General features: G+C 37.7%; 24 protein-coding genes. 23 read left to right on the forward strand and 1 reads right to left on the reverse strand.

Going from position 1 to position 25576, the window contains the following annotated elements; translation table 11 throughout:
• Positions 1 to 117 precede the first annotated feature (117 nt).
• From P3G65_RS05930 to hpf, 16 genes are all read left to right on the forward strand, one after another.
• Positions 118 to 2154, forward strand: coding sequence for a copper-translocating P-type ATPase (locus P3G65_RS05930; protein ID WP_019291688.1), 2037 nt, complete (start codon positions 118 to 120; stop codon positions 2152 to 2154).
• A 245-nt stretch (positions 2155 to 2399) separates the two neighbouring features.
• The gene (locus tag P3G65_RS05935; RefSeq protein WP_014024794.1) at positions 2400 to 2726 is read left to right on the forward strand and encodes a PadR family transcriptional regulator; all 327 of its coding nucleotides are present in this window, start codon (positions 2400 to 2402) and stop codon (positions 2724 to 2726) included.
• Entirely contained in the window at positions 2719 to 3339 is a 621-nt protein-coding gene (locus P3G65_RS05940; RefSeq protein ID WP_019291687.1) for a DUF1700 domain-containing protein, read from the forward strand. The genes P3G65_RS05935 and P3G65_RS05940 overlap by 8 nt, the downstream gene beginning before the upstream one ends.
• Complete coding sequence (locus tag P3G65_RS05945) at positions 3336 to 4214, forward strand: DUF4097 family beta strand repeat-containing protein (protein ID WP_284071120.1); 879 nt, start codon at positions 3336 to 3338, stop codon at positions 4212 to 4214. The genes P3G65_RS05940 and P3G65_RS05945 overlap by 4 nt, the downstream gene beginning before the upstream one ends.
• Before the next feature lie 13 nt (positions 4215 to 4227).
• Complete coding sequence (locus P3G65_RS05950; protein WP_004257193.1) at positions 4228 to 5067, forward strand: undecaprenyl-diphosphate phosphatase; 840 nt, start codon at positions 4228 to 4230, stop codon at positions 5065 to 5067.
• 186 nt (positions 5068 to 5253) lie between these two features.
• Positions 5254 to 5826, forward strand: coding sequence for a TetR/AcrR family transcriptional regulator (locus tag P3G65_RS05955; protein WP_014024790.1), 573 nt, complete (start codon positions 5254 to 5256; stop codon positions 5824 to 5826).
• 19 nt (positions 5827 to 5845) lie between these two features.
• A complete protein-coding gene (locus P3G65_RS05960) occupies positions 5846 to 6205 on the forward strand; it encodes an iron-sulfur cluster biosynthesis family protein (RefSeq protein WP_004257197.1) in 360 nt (119 codons plus the stop codon).
• Between the two features lies 1 nt (position 6206).
• Positions 6207 to 7565, forward strand: coding sequence for an FAD-dependent oxidoreductase (locus P3G65_RS05965; protein WP_019291685.1), 1359 nt, complete (start codon positions 6207 to 6209; stop codon positions 7563 to 7565).
• Between the two features lie 147 nt (positions 7566 to 7712).
• On the forward strand, positions 7713 to 8867 hold the full coding sequence (locus P3G65_RS05970; protein WP_019291684.1) for a cystathionine gamma-synthase: 1155 nt from the start codon (positions 7713 to 7715) through the stop codon (positions 8865 to 8867).
• A 108-nt stretch (positions 8868 to 8975) separates the two neighbouring features.
• Positions 8976 to 9524 carry a DUF6036 family nucleotidyltransferase gene (locus P3G65_RS05975; protein WP_019291683.1) on the forward strand — a complete coding sequence of 183 codons (549 nt, stop codon included), beginning with the start codon at positions 8976 to 8978 and terminating at the stop codon, positions 9522 to 9524.
• Positions 9525 to 9806, forward strand: coding sequence for a hypothetical protein (locus tag P3G65_RS05980; RefSeq protein ID WP_019291682.1), 282 nt, complete (start codon positions 9525 to 9527; stop codon positions 9804 to 9806).
• A 67-nt stretch (positions 9807 to 9873) separates the two neighbouring features.
• Positions 9874 to 11247 (forward strand): Xaa-Pro peptidase family protein, encoded by a 1374-nt coding sequence (locus tag P3G65_RS05985; protein ID WP_019291681.1) that lies wholly within the window; start codon positions 9874 to 9876, stop codon positions 11245 to 11247.
• Between the two features lie 279 nt (positions 11248 to 11526).
• Positions 11527 to 12090, forward strand: a complete 564-nt coding sequence (gene ahpC, locus P3G65_RS05990; protein ID WP_019291680.1) for an alkyl hydroperoxide reductase subunit C — start codon at positions 11527 to 11529, stop codon at positions 12088 to 12090.
• Between the two features lie 58 nt (positions 12091 to 12148).
• Entirely contained in the window at positions 12149 to 13678 is a 1530-nt protein-coding gene (gene ahpF / locus P3G65_RS05995; RefSeq protein ID WP_284071121.1) for an alkyl hydroperoxide reductase subunit F, read from the forward strand.
• 164 nt (positions 13679 to 13842) lie between these two features.
• Positions 13843 to 14460 (forward strand): FMN-dependent NADH-azoreductase, encoded by a 618-nt coding sequence (locus P3G65_RS06000; protein ID WP_017370397.1) that lies wholly within the window; start codon positions 13843 to 13845, stop codon positions 14458 to 14460.
• 110 nt (positions 14461 to 14570) lie between these two features.
• Complete coding sequence (gene hpf, locus P3G65_RS06005) at positions 14571 to 15128, forward strand: ribosome hibernation-promoting factor, HPF/YfiA family (RefSeq protein WP_019291678.1); 558 nt, start codon at positions 14571 to 14573, stop codon at positions 15126 to 15128.
• A gap of 50 nt (positions 15129 to 15178) precedes the next feature.
• Here hpf and P3G65_RS06010 read toward each other — a convergent pair whose 3' ends face one another.
• Complete coding sequence (locus P3G65_RS06010) at positions 15179 to 16015, reverse strand: DUF368 domain-containing protein (RefSeq protein ID WP_019291677.1); 837 nt, start codon at positions 16013 to 16015, stop codon at positions 15179 to 15181.
• A gap of 224 nt (positions 16016 to 16239) precedes the next feature.
• Here P3G65_RS06010 and P3G65_RS06015 point away from each other — a divergent pair, with 224 nt between their 5' ends.
• The 7 genes from P3G65_RS06015 (at position 16240) to trmFO (ending at position 25516) form a co-directional block, all read left to right on the forward strand.
• Positions 16240 to 16860, forward strand: a complete 621-nt coding sequence (locus P3G65_RS06015) for a GntR family transcriptional regulator (RefSeq protein ID WP_019291676.1) — start codon at positions 16240 to 16242, stop codon at positions 16858 to 16860.
• Positions 16861 to 17065: 205 nt separating this feature from the next.
• Entirely contained in the window at positions 17066 to 18268 is a 1203-nt protein-coding gene (locus tag P3G65_RS06020; protein ID WP_014024780.1) for a glycine betaine/L-proline ABC transporter ATP-binding protein, read from the forward strand.
• Positions 18261 to 19985 (forward strand): ABC transporter permease/substrate binding protein, encoded by a 1725-nt coding sequence (locus P3G65_RS06025; protein ID WP_019291675.1) that lies wholly within the window; start codon positions 18261 to 18263, stop codon positions 19983 to 19985. Before P3G65_RS06020 ends, P3G65_RS06025 begins: the two co-directional genes overlap by 8 nt.
• A gap of 145 nt (positions 19986 to 20130) precedes the next feature.
• The gene (budA, locus tag P3G65_RS06030) at positions 20131 to 20829 is read left to right on the forward strand and encodes an acetolactate decarboxylase (RefSeq protein ID WP_019291674.1); all 699 of its coding nucleotides are present in this window, start codon (positions 20131 to 20133) and stop codon (positions 20827 to 20829) included.
• A gap of 86 nt (positions 20830 to 20915) precedes the next feature.
• Positions 20916 to 21785, forward strand: a complete 870-nt coding sequence (gene dprA / locus P3G65_RS06035; RefSeq protein WP_019291673.1) for a DNA-processing protein DprA — start codon at positions 20916 to 20918, stop codon at positions 21783 to 21785.
• Positions 21786 to 21973: 188 nt separating this feature from the next.
• Positions 21974 to 24124, forward strand: coding sequence for a type I DNA topoisomerase (topA, locus tag P3G65_RS06040; RefSeq protein ID WP_029343511.1), 2151 nt, complete (start codon positions 21974 to 21976; stop codon positions 24122 to 24124).
• 48 nt (positions 24125 to 24172) lie between these two features.
• On the forward strand, positions 24173 to 25516 hold the full coding sequence (trmFO, locus tag P3G65_RS06045; protein WP_019291671.1) for a methylenetetrahydrofolate--tRNA-(uracil(54)-C(5))-methyltransferase (FADH(2)-oxidizing) TrmFO: 1344 nt from the start codon (positions 24173 to 24175) through the stop codon (positions 25514 to 25516).
• Positions 25517 to 25576: the final 60 nt, after the last annotated feature.

Consider the following 25576-nt stretch of genomic DNA (forward strand, 5'->3'; position numbering starts at 1 on the left):
CAGGAGCGAGCTTCCTCTTTCGAAACTTTTTAAGTTTTTACTTGACTTTATAAATTTACATATGTAAACTATAGGTGTAGAGTTATTAAAAGAACAGAAAAATTTAAGGAGGTTGAGATGAAAGATGAACATAAAGAGCATATGCATCACGAGATGCATAATATGGCAGAAATGGACCATCATGACGGACACGATATGATGAACCATGGAGGGCATATGATGCACATGGGTAATATGGGCAAGAAACTGAAGGTCAGCATTGCGCTCATGGTGCCTTTGCTTGCTATTTCAAGTATTGCCGGATTTCAGCTGATTAGCTTTCAAGGCGATTCGATTGTCAGACTTATTTTAGGATCTATCATTTTCTTCTATGGTGGCACTCCTTTCTTTAGCGGCGCACGTGGTGAATTTCAATCCCGGAAACCGGCGATGATGATGCTCATTACGATGGGGATTGTCGTGGCTTATGCTTACTCTGTTTATGCTACGGTCTTATTATGGACAGGTGGGGAGGCAATGGACTTTTGGTTTGAGCTCTCGACCCTGATTGTTATTATGCTGGCAGGTCACATTATAGAGATGCGGGCAGTGAGTCGTGCAGGCGATGCTCTTAAGGACCTCGCATCCCTCATTCCTAAAAAAGCACATCTGAAAGACGGAAAAGATGTGGCCATCTCTGAGCTCCAAGTGGACGATATTCTTCTCGTAAAAGAAAACGAACGTATTCCAGCTGATGGTATTGTGACATCAGAAACGACTCATTTGTCTATCGATGAATCGATGATCACAGGTGAATCGCGTTTGGTCGCAAAAGAAGCAGGAGATACAGTTTACGGTGGTTCTCTAAACCAGAACCTCCCTTTTGAAATGAAAGTGACTTCACTAGGAAAAGATTCTCTTCTGGCGCAAATTGCGCAATTGGTAGAGAAGGCACAAAAGCAAAAATCTGCCAGTGAAAACTTAGCTGATCGTGTGGCAGGTTGGCTTTTCTGGGCAGCATTGAGCGTGGGTCTTGCTTCCTTTATCATTTGGACGATGACTTCTTCATTGAGCTTTGCACTCATGACTGCGGTATCCGTCTTTGTCATTGCTTGTCCTCACGCCCTGGGATTGGCTGTGCCTTTAGTCGTGGCACGCTTAACCAATCTTTCGGCTAAAAATGGTTTATTGATTCAAAATCGTACCTCCCTTGAATCTATTAGTAAAATAAAATATGCGCTGATGGATAAAACGGGTACATTAACAGACGGAAAATTTAGTGTACGTCAAGTTGTCGATTTGGCTAAGGAGGATAAGGTAGATATACTACAAGTTATGGCCGCATTAGAAAGTGGCTCAACACACCCTATTGCCCTCTCCATTGTCAATGCTGTTGACGATTTGAAGTTAGAAGCAGAAAATCTGGAAAACATTCCTGGTGTGGGCTTGAAAGGGACAGTCCAAGGGAAAAATTACAGTATCGTCTCTTACGCTTACCTCAAAGAAAATGACATCACGATTGATGAAGAAGAAGTTCAAAAGGTTTTTGATCAAGGCTTAACGGTTTCCTTCCTCGTTTCGGATAAAACACTTTACGGCTTTGTTGCTTTAGGTGATTCACCAAAAGAAGATGCGAAATTCTTTATCGAAGAGTTGAAAAAACGTGATATCACACCTGTAATGCTGACCGGAGATAATGAAGCCACTGCAGCAAAAATTGCAAAAAATCTTGGTATTGCTGAATACCGTGCTGAATTAAAACCAGAAGATAAAGCAAATATTGTTCAAGATTATCAAGAAAAAGGCGGTGTTCTCTTTATTGGTGACGGTGTCAATGACTCGCCTGCGCTTGCTACAAGTGATCTCGGCATTGCAATCGGAGGTGGGACATCTGTCGCCATCAATACAGCAGATGTTGTCTTGGTCAATTCACATCCGAGTGATGTTTTAGCACTGATTGAGATTGCAAAACGCTCTAATCGCAAAATGAAACAAAATCTTTGGTTTGGGGCAGGTTATAATATCATTGCCATTCCTGTTGCGGCAGGAATTCTTTACCCAACCTTTGGTATCTCTATTGATCCACTGGCAGCTGCAGTATTGATGAGTATCTCAACTATGATTGTGTCAATCAATGCGATGGGACTAAAATATGAAAGACCACAAGAAAAATAAAAAAACTCCTAAATAGGAGTTTTTTTAGGTTTGGTAAGAATACATCCGTAATCTCTCGTCCTCATCCTCATCTTCAGCTTGAACAAAGCCAATAAATTCCCAACCGTATATTTCTAATGTATTTTAGTATATCTTTTGAAATTATTGGCTCACACTTGTCAGCAAATATTTTATATGTTATTATATGCCATATAGTATTATGTTATACAACATATAATATGATATGTTGAAAAGAAAGGACGTTTATGGATATCCAAATTCCAACCTTACTTCTAGACGGGACAGTGCTTTCTTTGCTGAATAAGAAAGATATGTATGGTTATGCCTTGACAAAAACAGTACAAACGCAACTTCCGATTAGTGAGTCAACCATGTACCCCGTCTTACGACGTTTAAAAAAGCATGAGCTTTTAGAAAATTATGATGAGCCTTATGAAGGACGCATGAGACGTTATTATCGGATAACGGAGAATGGACGCCAAGAGCTTCAAAAAATAACTGCTGACTGGCAGCAATTCCGTAATGCCATGGATAAACTTTTAGGGGAAGGAGAACTCGAAAACGATGAATAGTTATTTAGAGGCTGTGCAAGCCCATCTGACAGAGCTACCTCAAGAAGAAAGTGGAGACTTAATTGCTTATTATCAAGAATACTTTATTGAGTCAAATCTAACACTTGAAGAAATAAAAGCACAGTATGGGACACCTAAACAATTTGCTACTAAGCTTAAACTCAGTTATTTCTTAGATCAAGATGATCACGCGCAAGAAGAAGAAAAAAGTATACCTGCCAAATCCCGTCTCCAACTGGTCTGGCTTATTGTACTTGGTCTTTTTGCCTCACCGCTTTTGGTGCCTTTGGCTCTTGCTGTTCTTTTGCTTATTCTCGCATTATTAATAGCGCTATTGGCTCTCCTCTTTAGCCTGTACATGCTTGATGTTTCACTTGTATTTGGTGGCTTATTCTCGCTCGTATCTGGGCTAGGAGTAGTCTTCAGCAGTCCAAGTACAACACTTGTCTTTAGTGGCCTTGGTCTTTTACTTTTTGGTTTGGGAATTCTTATCAGTCCTTTTATTCTTTTCCTCACAAAATGGCTGTGCCTTCGTTTTCTAGGAATGATTAAATGGCTAGGTCGTAAGTTAACTCAAAGAACCAAACGCAATCAGAAAGGAGTCGTCTTGTGAAAAATAAAAGAACCATAGTAGCCGCACTCATTATGATCGTTTCTGGCATCATTCTTTTAGGTATTGGCTTAGCTACTGGAGGTAAAACGAGTCTTGTATGGAAAGAAGGCCGTCCTCAAATCTCTCACCTTATTTCTACACAACAGACTTTTGCTTCAGATAAAGTAAAAAATCTGATTGTCAACAGTAAAGATGCGGATTTAGAAATTATCGCTGGATCAAGTCTAAAGGTGGAGAGTCACTTGCTTGATCAAAAGCCTGAGCTTAGACTCCAAGACCAAACTTTAAATATCGAAGCTCGAAAAAGCGCCTTTGACTTCAATTTAGGTCTTAATTTTGGTAAAATGAGTCGGGAAAAAATAATTGTAACTGTAACAGAAGATATGGATTTCCAAAAAATTATTATTGATGGTACTTCGGGACAAAAAAATTTACGTGACTTGAAAGTTGAAAGCCTCAAAATCAATCTTCGAGATGGAGGCCTTGCCTTAGAAAAAGTTAAAGGAAACCAGCTCACCATGAATATTAGTGATGCTGCGTGGCAGTTGCGAGATGTGACTTTGTCGGGACATTTGAGAGTAACTTCTAATGACGGTGCGTCTGTTTTAAAACGTGTGACAGCACAAAGTATGGATTTTGCTTCAAATGATGGTGCAACTATTTTTGAAAATCTTCGTCTGAAAGAGCGCAGCAAAATTGTTAAAAAAGATGGTCAATTGAAAATGATAAACAGTCAATGGTCAGGCTTAAATGCAGAGGCAGAAGAACTTTATGTAAATCATGTCAAAAAAGAGTTTCCTTATCAGACAGGAAATCAAGAGAAAGCTTTGACGGTTGAAGTTACAGATGGCAGTTTCTACCTCATTAATGAATAGGATATAAGGAAAAATGGATTTAAATTTTATTGAACTTTTGAAAATTATTTTTCTCGGCATCGTCGAGGGAATTACAGAGTGGTTACCTGTATCAAGTACAGGGCATATGCTTTTAGTGGATGCCTTCATCCATACCGACATGACACAATCTTTCAAAGATATGTTCTTTGTTGTCATTCAATTAGGCGCAATTATTGCGGTTATTGTGGAATTCTGGTCACAGATGAATCCTTTTGTTAATGTAGAAGGTAAAGGTGTGCGCATCAAACGCTCTGTCTTTAACATGTGGGTTAAGGTTGTCGTTGCCTTCCTTCCGTCTGCTGTATTTGGCTTATTCTTGAATGATTTCTTAGAAGAAAATTTCGGGACACCCTTGACAATTGCCATTATGCTGATTGTCTATGGTATCGCCTTTATCGTGATTGAACGTTGGAATAAAACACGTGTACCAAAAATCAATACAATGAAAGAAATCACCTATCAAACTGCACTGATCATCGGGATGTTCCAAGTTCTCTCAATGATTCCAGGTACATCTCGTTCAGGCGCAACAATTATTGGTGCTTTGCTCATCGGTGTCTCACGTGTCGTTGCTGCTGAGTTTACTTTTTTCCTTGCAGTACCAACTATGCTTGGTGCCTCAGCCTTCAAACTCTTGAAATTCGGCCTTCACTTTAGTCTCTCAGAAGTGATTGCCCTTATCGTTGGAATGGTTGTTGCTTATGTTGTATCTATCTTCGTTATTAAATTCTTGATGAATTACATCAAACGCCGTGACTTCCAAATATTTGGTTGGTACCGTATTGCACTTGGGATTATCGTTATCCTCTTCATCCTTGTTGGTGTAATTTAAAACACATATCAGAAAAACCTACTCCGCTTAAGGTATATGGCCTTAAACAGAGTAGGTTTTTGTTTTGGGATTTTTTAAAGCTGAGATAGAAACAAAAATTTCCAGTTCAATTATTTGGTCAAGGCACCATAATTTGGTATATTAATATTGTACCAAGCGGTAGGTAAAATGATTGGAGCGTGTAAAGTGTCAGAAGCAAAAGAAAAAATCATTGAGAGCAGTAAAAAACTTTTTTGTCAAAGAGGATATGCCTCAACTTCTATCCGAGATATTCTCGAGGACTCAGGTACTGGAAAAGGACAACTTTATCATTATTTTTTATCAAAAAAAGAAATCTGCTTAGAAGTGATTCGTTCTCACAGTAACGACTGGGAAACACAATGTTTTGATCCGCTATTGCGCCAGATGGAGGACCCCAAACAAGCTTTGCTTGCAATGCTAAACTGGGAAATTCAGGTGCATGAGGATGAAACACAACATTATGGTTGTGCTGTAGGAAACCTCGTCGTTGAACTTGGTGCGAGTGAGGATAAAGATTTTCGTGAGTTGTTGGGACAGCTCATGGAGACGTGGACAGCATTGATTCAAGCGAGGATTATGGAAATCACAGGTTGGACTCAAGCGCGTTCTAAAACGCAAGCTCAGCATATCATCTCAACGATACAGGGGAGTCTCTTGCTACTGAAACTTACACAAGACTGGTCAGTTTTTGAAAACGGCTTGGATCAATTAGGAAAAGAAATTAAGGCACTTGCTTAAACCATAGGAGGAAACAAGCATGAAAATTATATTTGACAAAACAGTAAGCGAAAAATTAGCAAAATTTGAAAATGCAGATTTTGTATTGGATTTCGACCACGAGTTGAGTGAAAAGAATGAAGCTATTGACGCATGTGCGGGCGGCATCTCACGTTACCGTATCCTTGCTATAGACAAAGGCAAGTTGCCAGAGGCTTTTGATGCACATATGGATTCAGAATTTGGCCCTGTTTACTTCAAAAAATGGGGAGAAATGTTCTGGAGTGCCCAAGATTTACATGCTAAAGTAGAAGGCAGCTACAACCTTATTGCTTTGAAAACAGACGGAGAATATTTGAGCCACAATCTTCTCATCGTAGACTATAGAGGCAAGCTTTAATATGGAGAGAAGGACATTTAAGAATCTGATTATTGGCTTTGGAAAAGCAGGGAAAACCCTTGCTAAATCATTGGCCAATAAAGGGGAATCAGTAGCAATCGTCGAGCAATCTACGCGGATGTACGGGGGAACTTGTATTAATATCGGCTGTATTCCGTCTAAATCTCTAATTGTAAATGGCCAAAAAGGTGAAGCTTTCACTGAGGCAGTCCTTCAAAAATTCAGCCTTGTTGAAAAGCTGAATAAAAAGAATTACCATATGATTGCGGATGAGCCCAATGCAACTGTAATTGATGGTAAAGCACGATTTCTTTCAGATCATGAGGTGGAGATTTCAGAAGAAGGAAAGCCGATAATGCTGGTTCAAGCTGAACGTATTTTTATTAATACGGGCGCGCGTGCTATTTTGCCCTCAATCCTTGGTATGTCGGAGAGTAAAAATCTTGTGACCTCGACAGGGTTGATGGACTTACAAGAAAAACCTGAACACCTTCTGATTGTGGGTTCTGGATATATCGGACTTGAATTTGCAGCCATGTTTCTGTCTTATGGATCAAAGGTAACGATTATTGACTCACACGATATATTTTTGCCGCGTCAAGATAGAGATGTTGCGCAGCGCGTGAAGCGAGATTTAGAAGATGCTGGTGCAGTATTCAAACTTGGCTATGAGATAAATGGTGTTTTTGACCGTGATGAAGAAAGCATCCTCAATATTACAAGAGACGGTCAGGCAGAAGAGGTGCAGGGGAATAAGATTCTTCTTGCTACAGGGCGTAAGCCTAATACATCTGGATTGGGCTTAGAAAATACGTCAATTAAGGTTGGTGAGGCCGGGCATATTTTGGTGAATGAAAAACTTGAAACTTCGACTCCAAATATTTGGGCTTTAGGTGATGTTCACGGTGGTCCTCAATTTACTTATACATCATTGGATGATTTTCGTATCATTGAAAGTCAACTTTATGGCGACAAATCTCGCACATTAAGTAATCGAGGCGAGTTAGCAAGTAGTGTTTTTATCACACCAACTCTGTCTAATATAGGCTTAACAGAAACAATAGCTCAAGCTCAAGGTACCAAGTACCGATTGTTCCGTTTAGAAGCTACATCTATTCCAAAATCTGCAGTACTTGGACAAAGTAAAGGGCTACTTAAAGCGCTGGTTGATCCTGACACACAAGAAATATTAGGTGCAACTCTTTATGCTGAAGAATCACATGAAGTGATAAATATTTTATCGCTTGCGATGAAAGCAAAATTACCTTACACCATGTTAAGAGATCATATCTACACTCATCCAACCATGAGTGAAGCTTTAAATGATCTTTTTGCTCCAGTAAATGAAGTGAAACTATAAGAAAAGGCCCTTATTTAAAGGGTTTTTCTCTTATAAATTCTGTGTTTTTTTAGATATAAAAAAATTAAAAGTCGGATATAGGATTACCCAAAGTCAACAATAGATAATCTGCATTATAATAAATAAACAATTAAAAAGAGGTGAAGTATGAGTGAAATGAAATTAAAAACGAAGATGATTCATGGTGGTATCAGTGAAGATGCTACAACAGGTGCTGTTTCTGTTCCTATCTATCAAGTATCGACCTATAAGCAAGATGGTCTCGGGCAGCCCAAAGCTTATGAATACTCGAGATCGGGGAACCCAACACGTCATGCCTTAGAGACACTTATTGCCGACTTAGAGGGTGGTGTCCAAGGCTTTGCTTTTGGTTCAGGTTTGGCTGGCATTCATGCCGTTCTTTCTATTTTTAAATCAGGGGACCACTTGATTCTAGGTAATGATGTTTATGGGGGAACTTTCCGCCTCATGGATAAAGTCATGTCTAATTTTGGTTTGGAATATGACTTGGTAGATTTAACAGATATTGATGCTTTAAAAGATAAGATTAAAGCATCAACTAAGGCAATTTATTTTGAAACACCTTCTAACCCCTTGATGACTGTCTTAGATATCCAAAAACTTGCAGATATTGCTAAAGAAAATAGTCTACTGACAATCGTTGATAATACTTTTGCAACACCTTATTTCCAACGTCCATTAAGTTTGGGGGCAGATATTGTCTTGCATTCGGGTACGAAGTATCTTGGTGGACATTCCGATGTTGTTTCTGGACTTGTCACCACAGATAAAGAAGAATTAGCTGAACGTATCGCCTTCATGCAAAATTCAATCGGTGGTGTTTTAGGTCCTCAAGACAGCTGGTTAGTTCAAAGAGGAATCAAAACTTTAGCACTTCGTATGGAGGCCCATGCTAAAAATGCTCAAAAAATTGCAGAGTTTCTTGATGCGTCAGAGAAAGTAAGCAAAGTCTATTATCCAGGACTTCCGCAAGACCCAGGTTATGAGATTGCTTCACAACAAATGTCTGGCTTTGGAGGAATGCTTTCTTTTGAACTTAAGGATGAACATAAAGTCAAAGACTTTGTCGAGGCTTTAGAATACTTTACTTTAGCTGAATCACTCGGCGGTGTGGAAAGTCTGATTGAGGTACCTGCAGTGATGACCCATGCTTCAATACCGAAAAAGATTCGTGAAGAAGCTGGTATTAAGGATGGCCTGATTCGCCTATCTGCCGGTATCGAAGATATCCAAGATTTATTGGAAGACTTGAATCAAGCCTTTGCGAAAATTAACTCTTAAAACACCACTAGGTGTTTTTTATTATGTAAAAAGAGGAAAAACTCTTTTTTTATAAGACACGGTATGCTATAATCAAGAAGAGAGTTTTCAAGAGAAAGTATATAATTTATGAATTATAATAAGTTGTTTACGCGTTTGAATGAAAAATTAGCAGAAAATGATATCCACCTAAGCTTACAATGCGTAGGCGGTTTTGTCTTGGAGTATCATGGTCTAAAAGCTACAGAGGATATCGATGCCTTTTATGAATCAACTGCGAAAGTTGAGGAAATTATTGCTGAGATTGGGCAAGAATTTCATGTCGGAACGGCTAATGAACCTTGGTTAAGCCATTCTATCGGTCGCATCATGTCACTTTCTGATGAAGATAAAGTTTTAATCTTCAAGGCAAGTCATCTCGAAGTCTATTTGTCTTCCTTGCAGTCAGTTTTGATTGACAAAATTCAAGTGGGCAGAGCCAAGGATATTCCTGACATTGCTCAGATTATGAAGAAATTAAACATTGAACGTCCAGATACACTCCTTGACTTGCTCAACAGCTATTCAGAAGGGACTTCTGATCCTGCGGTTGTTTTAGAAGCTTACGGTCTCGCTTACGGCCAAGAAGCATTAAAAAATTATTTAAAAGAAAATCCTGAACTTTTGAGGCTATTATAAATGAATTGGAAAGAATATTTTGAAGCTGCGGCTCAAAAATCAAGAGGAAATGCGAGGCTCTGGCTCCGCTATTTAAATAAAGCTATCCAACGTGATCAAATCTATTTGACACATGACGATATTGAATATCTTCGACAGTCGGATCGCTTATCCTATTTTCAGCGCTTTTTCCTGACTTTAGCGGTTGAGGAAGGAAGCAAAGCTTGGGAAATGACTGTTTCTTTATCCGAACCCGCTCAGTTTTCACGCTTGAAAGCCGTCGCCCAAGAGTTAAAAAATTAATAAAATATAGAAAAAAAATAAGAATTGCTGAAGCGGCAGTTCTTATTTTGACAAAAAGGAGCAAGAGATGATTCAACTCACGAAATTTAACCCCCCAACGCTTGAAGAAAACTTAAGACCAGTTGGACTGACAGATGATACAATGGCGCAGAGAAGGCAGGAATTACTTGATAAAATGACCCAAGATAATTTTGATTGCTTAATTATCTATGCGGACCTAGAACATGGAAGTAACTTTGAGTATCTTACAGGTTTTCTCCCGCGTTTTGAAGAAGCCCTGCTTGTACTTCATAAGGATAGCAAAGCTTATCTTGTTTTAGGTAATGAAAACCTAAATAAAGCAGATAAGGCAAGGTTAAAAGCAGAAGCTGTACATATGCCACATCTTTCTCTACCTAATCAGCCTATGAATACTCAAGAAACAGTTGAAGAAATCTTAAGTCAATGTGACCTAGAGCATACTCAAAAGATTGGTTTAGTGGGGTGGAAAAACTTTACCAGCACAAAAGAGGATAATTATCAGCTTTTCGATTTACCTCATTTCTTAGTTCACGCTGTCCAAAGTTTATGTCCAAAAGCCATACTAGAAAATGCTACACGTCTTTTTATCGGGGAAAATGGTGTTCGCACAACAAATAATGCAAACGAATTTGCCCATTATGAATTTGGTGCTGCTTTGGCAGGACGATGCATGTTAAACGCGATGAATCAGATAGAGCTTGGAAAAAGTGAAATGGAAGTTGCAAGAGAATTATCAGACCTTGGACAAGCACATAATGTCGTTACAATAATGGCAACAGGCGAACGTTTTGTAAAGGCCAATATCTATCCAAACGATAAAGTCATTAAAAAGGGAGACAAACTTTCCCTAACGACAGGGTATAAAGGAGGCCTCCAAAGCCGAGGAGGCTATGCAGTAAGTCAAGTTTCTGATCTTCCAGATGAAGAGAAAGATTATCTTTCGGCTATTGTAAAACCTTATTTTAATGCCGTTAAAACTTGGCTGGAAACAATCAAGATTGGTATACAAGGGCAAGAGCTATATAACAAAATAGAAGAAGTTTTGCCACAAGAAAAATACGGTTGGACTCTTAATCCTGGCCATCTCTCCGCTGATGAAGAATGGATGAGCTCACCAGTTTATCCGCAGTCAACAGAAAGTATCGAGAGTGGCATGCTGTTCCAGATTGATATTATTCCATCTGTTCCTGGGTACGGCGGTGTAAGTTGTGAGAGCGGTATCTTCCTAGCGGATGCGCAGTTAAGAAAAGAGATACAGGAAGAATATCCTGACATTTGGACGCGCGTGCAAAACAGAAGAGCTTATATTCAAAATGAATTAGGGATTGCACTCAGTGACGAAATTCTTCCAATGAGCAGTGCTACAGCCTATTTACGTCCTTTTATGTTGGATAAGACGTTAGCTTTGACTGCAAAATAAAAAGCCGAATTTGGCTTTTTTTATTAAATCGTAATAGTTGAGACTTTTTTCAATTAAAAAACAATATATTATTTGATGAACATTTTAAAACTATGAAAGAATGTTGTATTAGGCTGAACGGGATTACTTAGAGTCATAAACCTAAAGTGTAATAATTCAAAAGTGTTAAGCGCTTTATTTTCTTTCGAAAATTTGAACATATCTTTTGACTAACATTATTCATTTTGTGATAATTATTAAAGAAGCATAAAAAATAATAGAAAAATTGGAGAAAAAATCATGTCCTTAATCGGAAAAGAAGTTGAACATTTCGTCACTGAAGCATATCAAAACGGCAAGTTCTTGACAGTAAATTCAGATGATCTTAAAGGAAAATGGAATGTTATTGTCTTTTATCCTGCGGATTTCTCTTTTGTTTGTCCAACAGAATTGGAAGATTTACAAGAGCAATACAGTATTCTTAAAGACTTAGGCGTAGAGGTTTACTCATGTTCTACGGATACACATTTCGTCCATGCTGCTTGGCATGAGCACAGTGAAGCTATTGGTAAGGTAGAATACCCAATGTTGGCTGACCCATCACAAAAGATTTCTCGTATTTTTGATGTATTGGATGAAGAATCTGGTTTATCACAACGTGGTTCATTTATCATCGACCCAGATGGTATTGTACAAGCTGTCGAAATAACTGCAGATGGTATTGGTCGTGATGCAAGCCAATTAGTAGATAAAGTACGTGCAGCACAATATATCCGTAAAAATCCAGGAGAAGTTTGCCCAGCTAAATGGAAAGAAGATGCGGAAACTCTAACACCAGGTTTAGACTTAGTTGGTAAAATTTAATTTAATGAGGCGAAGTAGATTACTCGCCTTTTTAAGCTAAAAAGAATGGAAAGATAAAATGTTAGAAGAAAATCTTAAAGCACAACTCAAGCAATATTTAGAGCTTCTAGAAAATGATATCGCATTACGCGTTAAGGCAGATCCTGAAGATGCTAACGGTAAAAAAGTACGTGATTTTGTTAATGAAATTGCTGAAATGTCACCACGTATAAGTGTTGAAGAAGCTAAGTTAGTCAAAGCTCCTGGCTTTTCTGTTGTCCGCAAGGGAGAAATGAGAGGTATTGCTTTTGCTGGTATTCCTTTAGGTCATGAATTTAACTCGCTTGTTTTGGCGCTTTTACAAGTAAGTGGTCGCTCACCAAAGATTGAAGAAGACCTTAAAAAACGAATTCAAGCTATCGATAAACCTTATCATTTTGAAACTTATGTAAGTTTGACTTGTCATAACTGTCCAGATGTTGTCCAAGCCTTGAATATCATGAGTGTTCTTAACGAAAATATTACGCATACGATGATTGAAGGCGGCATGTTCCAAAACGAAGTCAAATCTCGTGGTGTGATGGCTGTGCCAACAGTTTTTGTTAACGGTGAGGAATTTTCAAGTGGGCGCATGAGTCTTGAAGAAATATTAAATAAACTCGTGGGTCAAGCTGGAAGTGAAGAATTTGATGATAAAGATCCTTATGATGTTCTTGTTGTTGGCGGTGGTCCAGCAGGTGCAAGTGCGGCTATTTATGCAGCACGCAAAGGGATACGCACAGGTATTTTAGCAGAAAAATTCGGTGGTCAGCCATTAGAAACTCTAGGCATTGAAAACTTGATTGGGACGACTTATACTGAAGGACCAAAGTTAGCTGCTCAACTGGAAGAACATGTCAAAGCCTATCCAGCTGATATTATGAAAACACAAAAAGCAGTGAAATTAGAGAAAAACGACCTGCTTGAAGTGACTCTGGAAAATGGAGCTGTCCTACAGTCTAAAACGGTTGTATTATCAACAGGAGCACGTTGGCGTTCACTTGGTATTCCAGGTGAGGAAGAATTCAAAAATAAAGGAATTGCTTATTGTCCGCATTGTGATGGACCGATCTTTGCAGGTCAAAAAATTGCCGTAGTTGGGGGAGGAAACTCGGGGATTGAAGCAGCCATCGATTTAGCTGGTGTAGTTGAACATGTGACTGTTTTAGAATTTTTACCAGAGCTTAAAGCAGATAAAGTTTTACAAGAAAAACTCTATTCACTGGATAATGTTACGGTTCTGACCAATGTAGAAACGAAGGCTATTCATGGTACAGATAAAGTTGAAAGTCTAGATTATGTCGAGCGTGATACTCAAAAAGAAGTAAACCTCGAATTATCAGGTGTCTTTATTCTTATCGGTCTTGTGCCCAGCACAGAGTGGCTTGAGGGAGTAGTAGAGCGTAACTCTCGAGGCGAAATTATCGTTGATAAGCAAGGGGCTACTAATGTACCTGGTGTATTTGCTGCAGGGGATTGTACAGATTCAGTTTATAAACAAATTGTGATTGCTATGGGAAGTGGTGCAACAGCTTCTCTGGGTGCTTTTGACTATCTCATTCGTCATTAAAAATAAAACCATCTTGAAACATTTCGAGGTGGTTTTATTATCTTTTAAGTTTGTGCTAAGTTTCACGTACTAAAATTGTAGCATTCGTAAAATGTTTTTGCTATAATATTAAAGTAAAAATTGTTTACAAATGTAAATTAAACAAAATCTTGGAGGATTTATTAATGACTAAATTACTTGTTGTAAAAGGACATCCTTTGACAGCTGAAGACAGCTTCTCAATTAAAGGCTTGGATACTTTCGTATCAGCCTATAAGACTGCAAATGCAGATGATGAAGTAGAAGTACTCGATGTTTTCTCTGCCGACATTCCTGAAATTGATCAAGACATGGCTTCTGCTTTTATTGCAATGCAAAATGGTGTAGACTTCACTGCCTTGTCTGAATCACAACAAGATAAAGTTGCACGTTTTGGTGCCTTTACAGAACAGTTCCTTTCAGCAGATAAGGTAGTCATTGCGAGCCCATTGTGGAACCTTATGATTCCTGCTAGCCTAAAAAAATGGATTGATACAGTCAATGTTGCTGGTAAAACTTTCCGTTACACAGCAGAAGGACCAAAAGGTTTGGCAACAGATAAGAAAGTTATGCACTTGCAAGCAAGCGGTGGTATGTACAATGGTCAAGATACAGGTAGCCAATACATGAAGACTATCTTTGAATTTATTGGTACAGACTTCTCTTCACTTAGTGTTGAAGGTCATGCTTACCAACCTGAAAAAGCTGAAGAATTTTTGGCTGAATTCCTTGGTAAAGTAGAAACTGCAGCACAAGAGTTTTAATTCTGGTAAATCTCGGATATTAGTTGACCCATATTTGTTTTTATATTAAAATTAAATAAGAAATAAATAAAAGAAAGAGCATTTCTTTGAAATGCCATGGGAACAACCTTATGATTAAATTTAGTATTCGTGCTGAAAATGTGGAAATTACAGATGCAATTCGTTCATATATCGAAGATAAAATCGGTAAATTAAATAAATATTTTAATGATGGACATGAAGTCACAGCCTACGTGAATATTAAGTCTTATTCCGATAAGCGTAATAAGGTTGAAGTAACTGTGCCAGCTAAAAATGTAACTTTAAGAGCAGAAAATACTGCTCTAGATGTACTTGCAGCTATTGATTTAGTGGAAGAAAAGTTAGAACGACAAATTCGCAAATATAAAACGCGTGTAAACCGCAAATCAAAAATAAATGTCCCAACTGGCTTAGCCTTTGGTGACGAATTTGCTCCTTTAGATGCCATTGATGAGATTGAAGAAGATACTGTGAAAATCGTCCGCACGAAACGTGTTGATCTTAAACCGATGGATGCGGAAGAGGCAGTGCTTCAGATGGATATGCTTGGCCATGATTTTTATGTTTTCTTGGATGCCTATACTAATCGTACGAGTGTTGTTTACCGACGTGCCGATAAAAATATTGGTTTAATTGAAACAGATTAAGACAAAAAGACTGGTTTGATATCCAGTCTTTTTTATTATGATATTAATCTTTATTTATATTTTTCTTCTAACTTACTCATCCATAGACCTAATACAAGTCCAATTACAAAGAGTAGAGCACTCATAAAGAAGGTTGAGAGAGTTGCACCTGCATAATTGATGGCTTCGGCACTTTGTGTAGGTACTACAATCAGCAATGTGCTTGAGAGTACTAAACCAATGATAAAGTTGTAAACTTTAGAATGGAAATTAATAAGAAGTTTCTCCATTAATTTTGAAAAACTTACTAGAGCAAATAATCCACCAATGGCAATAGGAAGAAACACACCGAAAATATCACGGTTTTTAAAACCTTCGAGCATTGGAGAGAAAAGTCCAAGAATTAAAAGAAGATTTGAGGGGCTAAGTCCAGGTACCAAAACACCTAAGGCGATTAAAATACCTGCAAGGAAGAAACCAAAGAAGTTTGCCGGAACCGTTCCTGCAATGGCAGGTAACATATATAAAATAAGTGTTGACAAAACAAATGTGAGGATTAAAGTAAAGGTATCACTTTTATCACGAGCCTTCTGACGTGTGCTTTCTTTAAAGAGAGAAGGGAGTGTTCCTAAAATTGCACCTGCAAACCCCCATAATACAATTATCTGATAATGCGCTAACACCCACTCAAGAGGTCGACTAAGGAGAACTAAGCCCAAAATCCCACCAATACCAACAGGAAGGAAGAAAAGAAAATTCTTCTTGAAATCCTGACGAATATGAGCCAAGAAATGGAGCATACGTTCATAAATCCCTAAAATGGCTGCAAGAACCCCGCCAGAAACACCAGGAAGAATGAAGCCAAGAGCAATAATCATTCCTTTAATCAATCGAAAAATCCAGTTCATATTATCACTTTCTATTTTTAAACTTTTGCGACTATTATATCATAGATTACTTATACGAAACATATTTATCATACAAGTCGATAAAATACAAACTAGGATATATTCGAAATTTTACACTTTAAAAATAATTTTACTATCTTTTTTTGTATTTTTACATTAAAATAGAAGGCATAATGCATTTTTATATGATGATAGTATACGGATAAATAAAAAAGGAGGAAAAAGTGAAAGAGGTTAGACAACCGAAATATCAGCAAATTGCTATATTAATTGCGGAAAATATTGTACGCAACGAATTAAAAATCGGTCAAAAAATTTATGCAAGATCGACCTTAGCAACAACTTTTGGTGTTTCTCCCGAAACAGCACGAAAAGCAGTAAGCATTCTTAGTGATTTAGGGATTGTGGATTCAATTCATGGAAGTGGCGTCGTTATTGCTTCACGTCAAAAAGCTCAAGAGTTTTTGACTCAACATCAAGAAGTTAAATCAATTCAGGATTTACAAGCTGATATTTTGAAAAGTGTCGCTCGCCAACAAAAGGAACTTGCCAATTTTTCATCGACTTTAGATAAACTCGTTGGACAAACAGCACACTTTCAAAAATCCAATCCAATGACTCCGATTGAACTTGAGCTTAATGAACCTTCCGAAAACTTAGGTAAAACTATCGGAGAAATGAACTTATGGCAAAATACAGGTGCAACCGTTATTGCCATCTTACAGAATGACGAATTAATTATTTCGCCGGGTCCATATGCAACATTGAACCAATATGATACCTTGTATTTTGTTGGTGGAGCAGATTCTTTACAAATTATTCAAAATTTCTTTTATAAAAATTAGTTTTGACATTGAGAAATATCTTTCTATAGAGACAGGCAATAGGAACTGTCGCTATAGGAGGATTTTTTTCAAATTTAGGCAATTTAAGATATTTGTAAGTTTACTTATTTGACAAAGTGACAATACCTTGTTATTATGGAATGGTCACTTTGATGAACATTAAATAATGAAATGTATTTAATTATTAAGAGTAAAGGAGAATATTTTGCCAGTAAAAATTAAAATTGAGCACTTAACCAAAATATTTGGTAAACGTGTAAAAACTGCTTTGGCAATGGTCGAGCAGGGTGATTCGAAAAACGAAATTTTAAGAAAAACAGGTGCGAGTGTCGGTGTTTATGATGCCAACTTCGAAGTAAATGAAGGCGAAATTTTCGTTATTATGGGACTTTCTGGTTCAGGGAAGTCCACACTATTACGTTTGCTTAATCGTTTGATTGAGCCAACAAGCGGTAAGATTTTCATTGACGGTGAAGATGTTGCTACGTTAAATAAAGAAGATTTGCTGAAAGTGCGTCGCAAAACGATGAGTATGGTTTTCCAAAATTTTGGTCTCTTCCCTCATAGAACGATTCTTGAGAATACAGAATATGGTTTGGAAGTACAAAACGTACCAAAAGAAGAGCGTCGCAAGCGTGCTGAAAAAGCTTTAGACAATGCTAACTTACTTGATTTTAAAAATCAATATCCAAATCAACTTTCAGGAGGGATGCAACAACGTGTCGGCTTAGCGCGTGCTTTAGCCAATGACCCAGAAATTCTTCTGATGGATGAAGCTTTCTCAGCTTTGGACCCATTGATTCGTCGTGAGATGCAAGATGAACTTTTGGAACTTCAAGCAAAATTCCAAAAAACAATTATTTTCATTTCGCATGACTTGAATGAAGCATTACGTATCGGTGACCGTATTGCCATTATGAAAGATGGTAAAATCATGCAGATTGGTACAGGTGAAGAAATTCTTACTAATCCTGCTAATGATTACGTTAAAACCTTCGTAGAAGATGTCGATCGTGCAAAAGTTATCACAGCGGAGAACATTATGATTCCTGCCTTAACAACTAACATTGACATTGATGGTCCAAGTGTTGCGCTTAAAAAGATGAAGACAGAAGAAGTAAGTTCTTTAATGGCTGTCGATAAAAAACGTCAATTTTATGGTGTTATTACCAGTGAAGCAGCAGTTCAAGCAAAACAAGCGAATAAATCTCTTCGCGAAGTTCTCATGACAGATGTTGGACAAGTTGGTAAAGAAACATTAGTAAGTGATATCTTACCTATCATATATGACTCTCCAACGCCTGTTGCCGTGGTAGATGACGAAGGATTCCTCAAAGGTATTCTTATTCGCGGACGAGTACTTGAAGCTTTAGCAGATGTAGACGATGAGGAGGTAAATAATGATTGAGTTAGCAATAGGTAAGATACCCTTAGCAGATTGGGTTTCGACTGCAACAGATTGGATTACAAGCAATCTAAGTGCTGGTTTTGATATTATTCAAAAAGCTGGTACAGCAATTATGGATACAGTAACTGCGGGACTTACAGCTGTACCATTTTGGTTAATGATTATTGTTGTTACTTTCTTTGCAGTTTTAGTTTCTGGACGTAAAATTGCCTTCCCTATCTTTACATTCTTAGGTTTAGTTCTTATTGCCAATCAAGGTTTATGGACAGACTTGATGAATACAGTAACATTGGTCTTGCTTTCTAGTTTAGTTTCTATTATTATCGGTATTCCTTTAGGTATATGGATGGCTAAGTCCGAACTTGTTGCTAAGATTGTGCAGCCCATTTTGGACTTCATGCAAACCATGCCCGGTTTCGTTTACTTGATTCCGGCCGTTGCTTTCTTTGGTATCGGTGTGGTCCCTGGTGTATTTGCCTCAGTTATCTTTGCTTTGCCACCAACAGTTCGTATGACAAACTTGGGTATTCGTCAAGTTTCTACTGAATTGGTCGAAGCAGCAGATTCTTTTGGGTCAACACCAAGACAAAAGCTCTTTAAGTTAGAGTTTCCGTTAGCAAAAGGAACAATTTTAGCAGGTGTTAACCAAACTATTATGTTGGCACTTTCAATGGTCGTTATTGCTTCAATGATCGGTGCACCTGGTCTTGGACGTGGCGTCTTAGCTGCTGTTCAATCTGCGGATATCGGTAAAGGTTTTGTAAACGGTATTGCTTTAGTTATTTTAGCTATTATCATTGACCGTTTCACTCAAAAACTTAATGTTGCCCCAACTGAAAAACAAGGCAATCCGCAACTTAAGAAATGGAAAAAAAGAGGAGCGTTAGTAGCCCTTATCGTTCTTATCATTGGTGGTATTTCTGGTGTTACACTTACGAAAACAGCAACAGATAAAAATGTTGAGCTTGTATATATGAACTGGGACTCAGAAGTTGCATCTATTAACGTATTAAGTCAAGCTATGGAGCAACATGGATTTGACGTTAAGAAGACAGCTTTAGATAATACAGTTGCTTGGCAAACTGTAGCAAATGGTCAAGCTGACGGTATGGTTTCTGCTTGGCTCCCAAACACTCATGAAACACAATGGAAAAAGTTCAGCAAGTTCGTTGAATTACTTGGCCCTAACCTTAAAGGAGCTAAAGTTGGTCTTGTCGTACCAAGCTACATGAAAGCAAATTCTATCGAAGATCTGAAGGATCAAGCAGATAAATCAATTATCGGTATTGAACCTGGTGCTGGTGTTATGGCCGCAACAGAGAAGGCTCTGAAAGATTATGATAACTTGAAAGATTGGAACTTAGTACCATCGTCTTCAGGTGCGATGACTGTTGCCCTTGGTGAAGCTATCAAGCAACATAAAGATATCGTAATCACTGGCTGGTCACCTCACTGGATGTTTAATAAGTATGATTTGAAATATTTAGAAGATCCTAAAAACTCAATGGGTAAAGCTGAAGACATCAATACTATTGTACGTAAAGGACTTAAAGAAGATAATCCTGAAGCTTATAAAGTATTAGACAAGTTTAACTGGTCTCAAAAAGATATGGAATCTGTAATGCTTGATGTTCAAAATGGTAAAACACCAGAACAAGCAGCAGCAACATGGATTAAATCTCATAAAGAACAAGTTGATAAATGGTTTGAAGACTAATACATAATTAATCAAAAACTAAGCAATATTGCTTAGTTTTTTTTTTAGAAAATGCCTTAAAAAAACAATCCGTATTTTTATCATGACAGTAATAATATGGTAAAATTAGAGTATTGAAAATTACAAAATTTGAAAGGAAAGAAAAATGAAATTATTTCAACACAACACCCTTGCAGCTTTGATGTCAGGACTTTATGAAGGAACCTTAACGATTGGAGAGCTTTTGAAAAAAGGCAACTTTGGTATTGGAACCTTGTCAGGTATCAATGGTGAGTTGATTGTCTTGGATGGCAAAGCTTATATTGCAACAGGAGACAAAAAAGTACGTCAAGTAGAAGACAATGAAACTGTCCCATACGCTGCAGTATCTCATCATGAAGCAACACTTTCTTTCCAACAAGAAGAAAAAATCGCCAGCGAAGAACTCTTCAAAAAAATTGAAAATGAGTTTAATAGCGAAAATACCTTTTATACAATTAAAATGACTGGTGATTTTGATATGATGCATGTGCGCATGGCTCCAGGCGCAGCAGAAGGTGAACCTTTTGCTAAAGTAGCAGAAAATCAACCCGAATATAAAGAGGAGAACGTCATGGGAACTATCGTCGGTTTTTGGACTCCAGAAATGTTTCATGGTGTAAGTGTCGCTGGATACCATCTGCATTTTCTTGCTGATTCATGCAATTTTGGTGGCCATATTTTAGGATTTACTGGCTTTTCCGGTAAAGTAGAAATAGGCCAAGTGGATGCCTTAGAGCAAAACTTCCCAACAAAATCTCAAAACTTCCTCCAAGCCAAATTTAATCTTGATCAACTCAAAAAAGATATTGAACAAGCGGAATAAAAAAACTGCAGAAATGCAGTTTTTTATGTGAACAGCTTCTATTTTTTGCGTATTAATTATTGAATAACACCAAAAATGGAGACTGCATGATTAAAAACTTTGAAATATTACGTTTGAAAAAAGCAGGAATGTCTAATTTAGGGATTTTGAAACTGATTGATTATCAGAGGAGGCATGAAGCAAGACTCACTCTACGCCAGTTATCGCGGATTGCAGAGGTCAAAACTGTCCCTAATTTTATTGAGAGTTATAAGAGTCAAGATGTGAAACGACTTCGTGAGCAATACAAAATTTTCCCCTCCTTTTCCATTTTAGATGACATTTATCCCGAATGGCTGAGAGAAACATATAATCCACCTGCCCTCCTTTTTTACCGAGGAGATCTTAAATTGCTTAGTCTTCCTAAACTTGGGTTTGTAGGCAGTCGTGAAATGTCTAAGGAAGCACCAAGAATAATCCACAAGCTTATTGAGGAATTAAAGCAAAACTTTGTTATTGTGAGCGGATTAGCACGCGGTGTTGACACCTCAAGCCATGTAGCAGCTGTAAAACAAAAAACTCCAACCATTGCTGTCATTGGTAATGGGTTAGATATTAGTTATCCAAAAGAAAATCGTAAATTACAAGAATACTTAGCAGCACATGAATTAGTTTTATCAGAATACCTTGTAGGAGAGCAACCCCTCAAGTTTCATTTCCCAGAGAGAAATAGAATCATTGCTGGTCTTTCCCGTGGAGTTGTCGTTGTGGAAGCAAAACAACGTAGTGGTAGCCTTATCACAAGTCGTTATGCTTTAGAGGGTAATAGAGAAGTTTTTGCTGTACCTGGAGATATTTTGAATAGAAATGCTTCTGGCTGTAATCAATTAATCCAACAAGGTGCAGCCAAGCTTGTCACTCATGGACAAGATATTTTAGATGAATTTTATTTATATGAAGGGAATTTCTTTCCTTAATTTTTTATAAAAATTGAAAATTTATAAATCTATGTAAAATTAGTAAAACCAAGGACTGACAGAACTTTTTTTCTTTTAATAAATGTTTAATTCTCCTATAAGAAAAACACTTTTGGTTTTATTACTTGACATCTGACCTAAAAGCCTATATTATTAGACTATTGAAATTTGAAAAAATAGGTAAATATATGGCGAAAGCAAGTGAAAAACAAACAACTACAAAAAAGAAAAAGAGCAGTAAGAAAACTGCGAGTAAAAAGAAAACAAAAATTGTTAAAGGCAAAAATCTCGTAATTGTTGAGTCACCTGCTAAAGCAAAAACAATTGAAAAATATTTAGGACGAAACTACAAAGTTGTTGCTTCTGTTGGGCATATACGTGATTTGAAAAAATCAACAATGTCCGTAGACATTGACAATGATTATGAACCACAATATATTAATATACGTGGAAAAGCACCACTGATCAATTCTCTTAAAAAAGAGGCTAAAGCAGCAAAAGCTGTTTACTTAGCAAGTGACCCGGACCGAGAAGGAGAAGCCATTGCTTGGCACTTGGCACATATTTTAGGTCTTCCTTTGGAAGATAAAAATCGGGTTGTTTTTAACGAAATTACTAAAGATGCTGTTAAAAATGCATTTAAAGAACCACGTAGTATTGATGTTGATTTGGTAGATGCACAACAAGCACGACGTATTTTAGACCGTTTAGTTGGGTATTCAATCAGTCCAATTCTTTGGAAAAAAGTTAAAAAAGGATTATCAGCTGGTCGTGTCCAGTCTATCGCCCTCAAACTCATTGTTGATCGAGAAAACGAAATTAATGCTTTTATCCCTCAAGAATATTGGTCAATTGATGGCGAATTTAAAAAAGGAGCTAAAAAGTTTAAAGCTGCTTTCTGGGGTGTTGATGGTAAGAAACGTGCACTAAATAACAACGATGATGTGATGGAAGTTATGTCTCGGTTGTCTGGTCCAGATTTCGATGTTGATAAAGTAGAGAAAAAAGAACGTCGTAGAAATTCACCACTTCCATACACAACTAGCTCAATGCAACAAGATGCGGCCAATAAAATTAATTTCCGTACACGGAAAACCATGATGGTTGCCCAACAACTATATGAGGGGCTCACATTAGGTGCACAAGGCCACCAAGGGCTGATTACCTATATGCGTACCGATTCAACACGTATCTCTCCAATGGCGCAAGGCGTAGCTGCAGACTTCATTACAGAGCGTTTTGGGGCTAAGTATAGCAAGCATTCGTCAAAAGTTTCTAATAAAGCCGGAGCTCAAGATGCCCATGAAGCAATCCGTCCCACTAATGTCCTTAATACCCCTGAAGCAATTGCGAAATATTTAGACAAAGATCAGTTAAAACTTTACACTTTAATTTGGAATCGCTTTGTGGCAAGCCAAATGACAGCTGCTATTTTTGATACGATGAAAGTCAATCTTTCACAAAATGGTGTGATTTTCATTGCCAATGGCTCACAAGTTAAATTTGATGGTTATTTAGCTATCTATAACGACTCTGAGAAAAACAACATGCTTCCTGATATGGCAGCTGGAGATGCTGTTAAGAAGGCAAATCTCAAACCAGAACAGCACTTTACTCAGCCGCCTGCCCGTTACAGTGAAGCAACTTTGATTAAAGTTCTGGAAGAAAATGGAGTTGGTCGTCCATCAACATATGCACCAACTCTTGAAACAATCCAAAAACGTTATTATGCCCGTTTAGTGGCCAAACGTTTTGAACCAACTGAACTAGGCGAAATTGTAAATAAACTTGTGGTTGAATTTTTCCCGAATATTGTAAATACTGAATTTACAGCCGAAATGGAAAAAGATCTGGATAAAGTAGAAGAAGGTCAGCGCCGTTGGGTTGATGTCGTTGATCAATTTTATAAACCTTTTGCCGTCGAACTTGAAAAAGCCGAAGTTGAAATGGAAAAAATCGTCATTAAAGACGAACCAGCTGGTTTTGATTGTGACGTTTGTGGACATCCAATGGTAATTAAGTTGGGACGATATGGCAAATTCTATGCATGTAGTAATTTCCCTGAATGTCACAATACCAAAGCCATTGTAAAAGAAATTGGCGTAACCTGTCCAAGTTGCCACAAAGGGCAAATCATTGAACGTAAGACAAAGAAAAATCGTCTTTTCTATGGTTGTGACAGATACCCTGAGTGCGAATTTACAAGCTGGGATAAACCTGTTGGCCGTTCTTGTCCAAAATGTGAGCACTATTTGGTAGAAAAGAAAGTACGTGGCGGTGGCAAACAAGTAGTATGTAGTAATGAAACTTGTGACTACAAAGAGGAAAAACAAAAATAAAGTCATTTTACATAATTAATTTTATGTTTAATAATATAGAAAGTTAAAATGAATAAAACACATATAAACGTTATTGGCGCAGGTCTTGCGGGTTCTGAAGCTGCTTACCAAATTGCAAAACGTGGCATTCCAGTAAAACTTTACGAAATGCGTGGCGTTAAAGCTACGCCTCAGCATAAAACAGACAAATTTGCCGAGTTGGTTTGTTCAAATTCTTTCCGTGGAGCAGCACTCACAAATGCTGTGGGACTACTGAAAGAGGAGATGCGTCGTTTGGATTCTGTCATGATGCAAGCTGCCGAAAAAACACAAGTGCCAGCTGGCGGAGCTTTAGCAGTTGACCGTGAAGAGTTTTCAGCTTTTATTACTCAAGCTGTTTCAGAAAACCCTTTGATTGAGGTAATCCGCGGTGAAATTACAGATTTACCTAACTTAGACGAAGAAATTACAATTATTGCAACGGGTCCCTTAACAAGTGATGCTTTAGCTGCAAAAATTCATGAATTTAATGGTGGGGATGGCTTTTATTTCTATGATGCTGCAGCTCCGATTATTGATGCGAATACAATAGATTACGATAAAGTCTATAAAAAATCTCGTTACGATAAAGGAGAAGCGGACTATATCAATTGTCCAATGACAAAGGAAGAATTCAATAATTTCCAACAAGCTTTAATTACTGCTGAAGAGGCTCCACTCAATTCATTTGAAGATCTAAAAGTTTTCGAAGGTTGCATGCCAATCGAGGAAATGGCTAAACGTGGTTATAAAACAATGTTATTTGGTCCAATGAAACCTGTTGGATTAGAATATCCTGATACATATACAGGTCCACGTGATGGTGATTTTAAAACGCCTTATGCCGTTGTACAGTTGCGCCAGGATAATGCTTCGGCATCTTTGTATAATATCGTAGGTTTCCAAACTCACCTTAAGTGGGGGGAGCAAAAACGTGTTTTCCAAATGATACCTGGATTAGAAAATGCTGAGTTTGTACGTTATGGTGTAATGCATCGAAATTCATACATGGATTCTCCTAACCTACTCAAGCAAACTTTCCAATCAAGAAAACAAGAAAATCTTTTCTTTGCCGGTCAAATGACTGGTGTAGAAGGTTACGTTGAATCAGCAGCAAGTGGTTTGGTTGCCGGAATAAACGCTGCTCGTCTTTTTAAGGGTGAAGAAGAAATCATATTCCCGCAAACAACAGCTATTGGTGCTCTCCCATATTACATCACACATACAGACAGTAAACATTTCCAACCTATGAATGTGACCTTTGGTATTGTCAAAGAACTTGAAGGTCCGCGTATCCGTGATAAAAAGGAACGTTATACGAAGGTTGCTGAGCGAGCATTAGAAGACTTAAGCCAAATCATTGAAAAAATGTAATAATAAAAACCTCTATTAATTTAGAGGTTTTTATTATCGAGTGCATTTTACATAAAATTA

It is taken from the genome of Lactococcus sp. bn62, assembly GCF_029492705.2.
Taxonomy (GTDB): domain Bacteria; phylum Bacillota; class Bacilli; order Lactobacillales; family Streptococcaceae; genus Lactococcus; species Lactococcus petauri.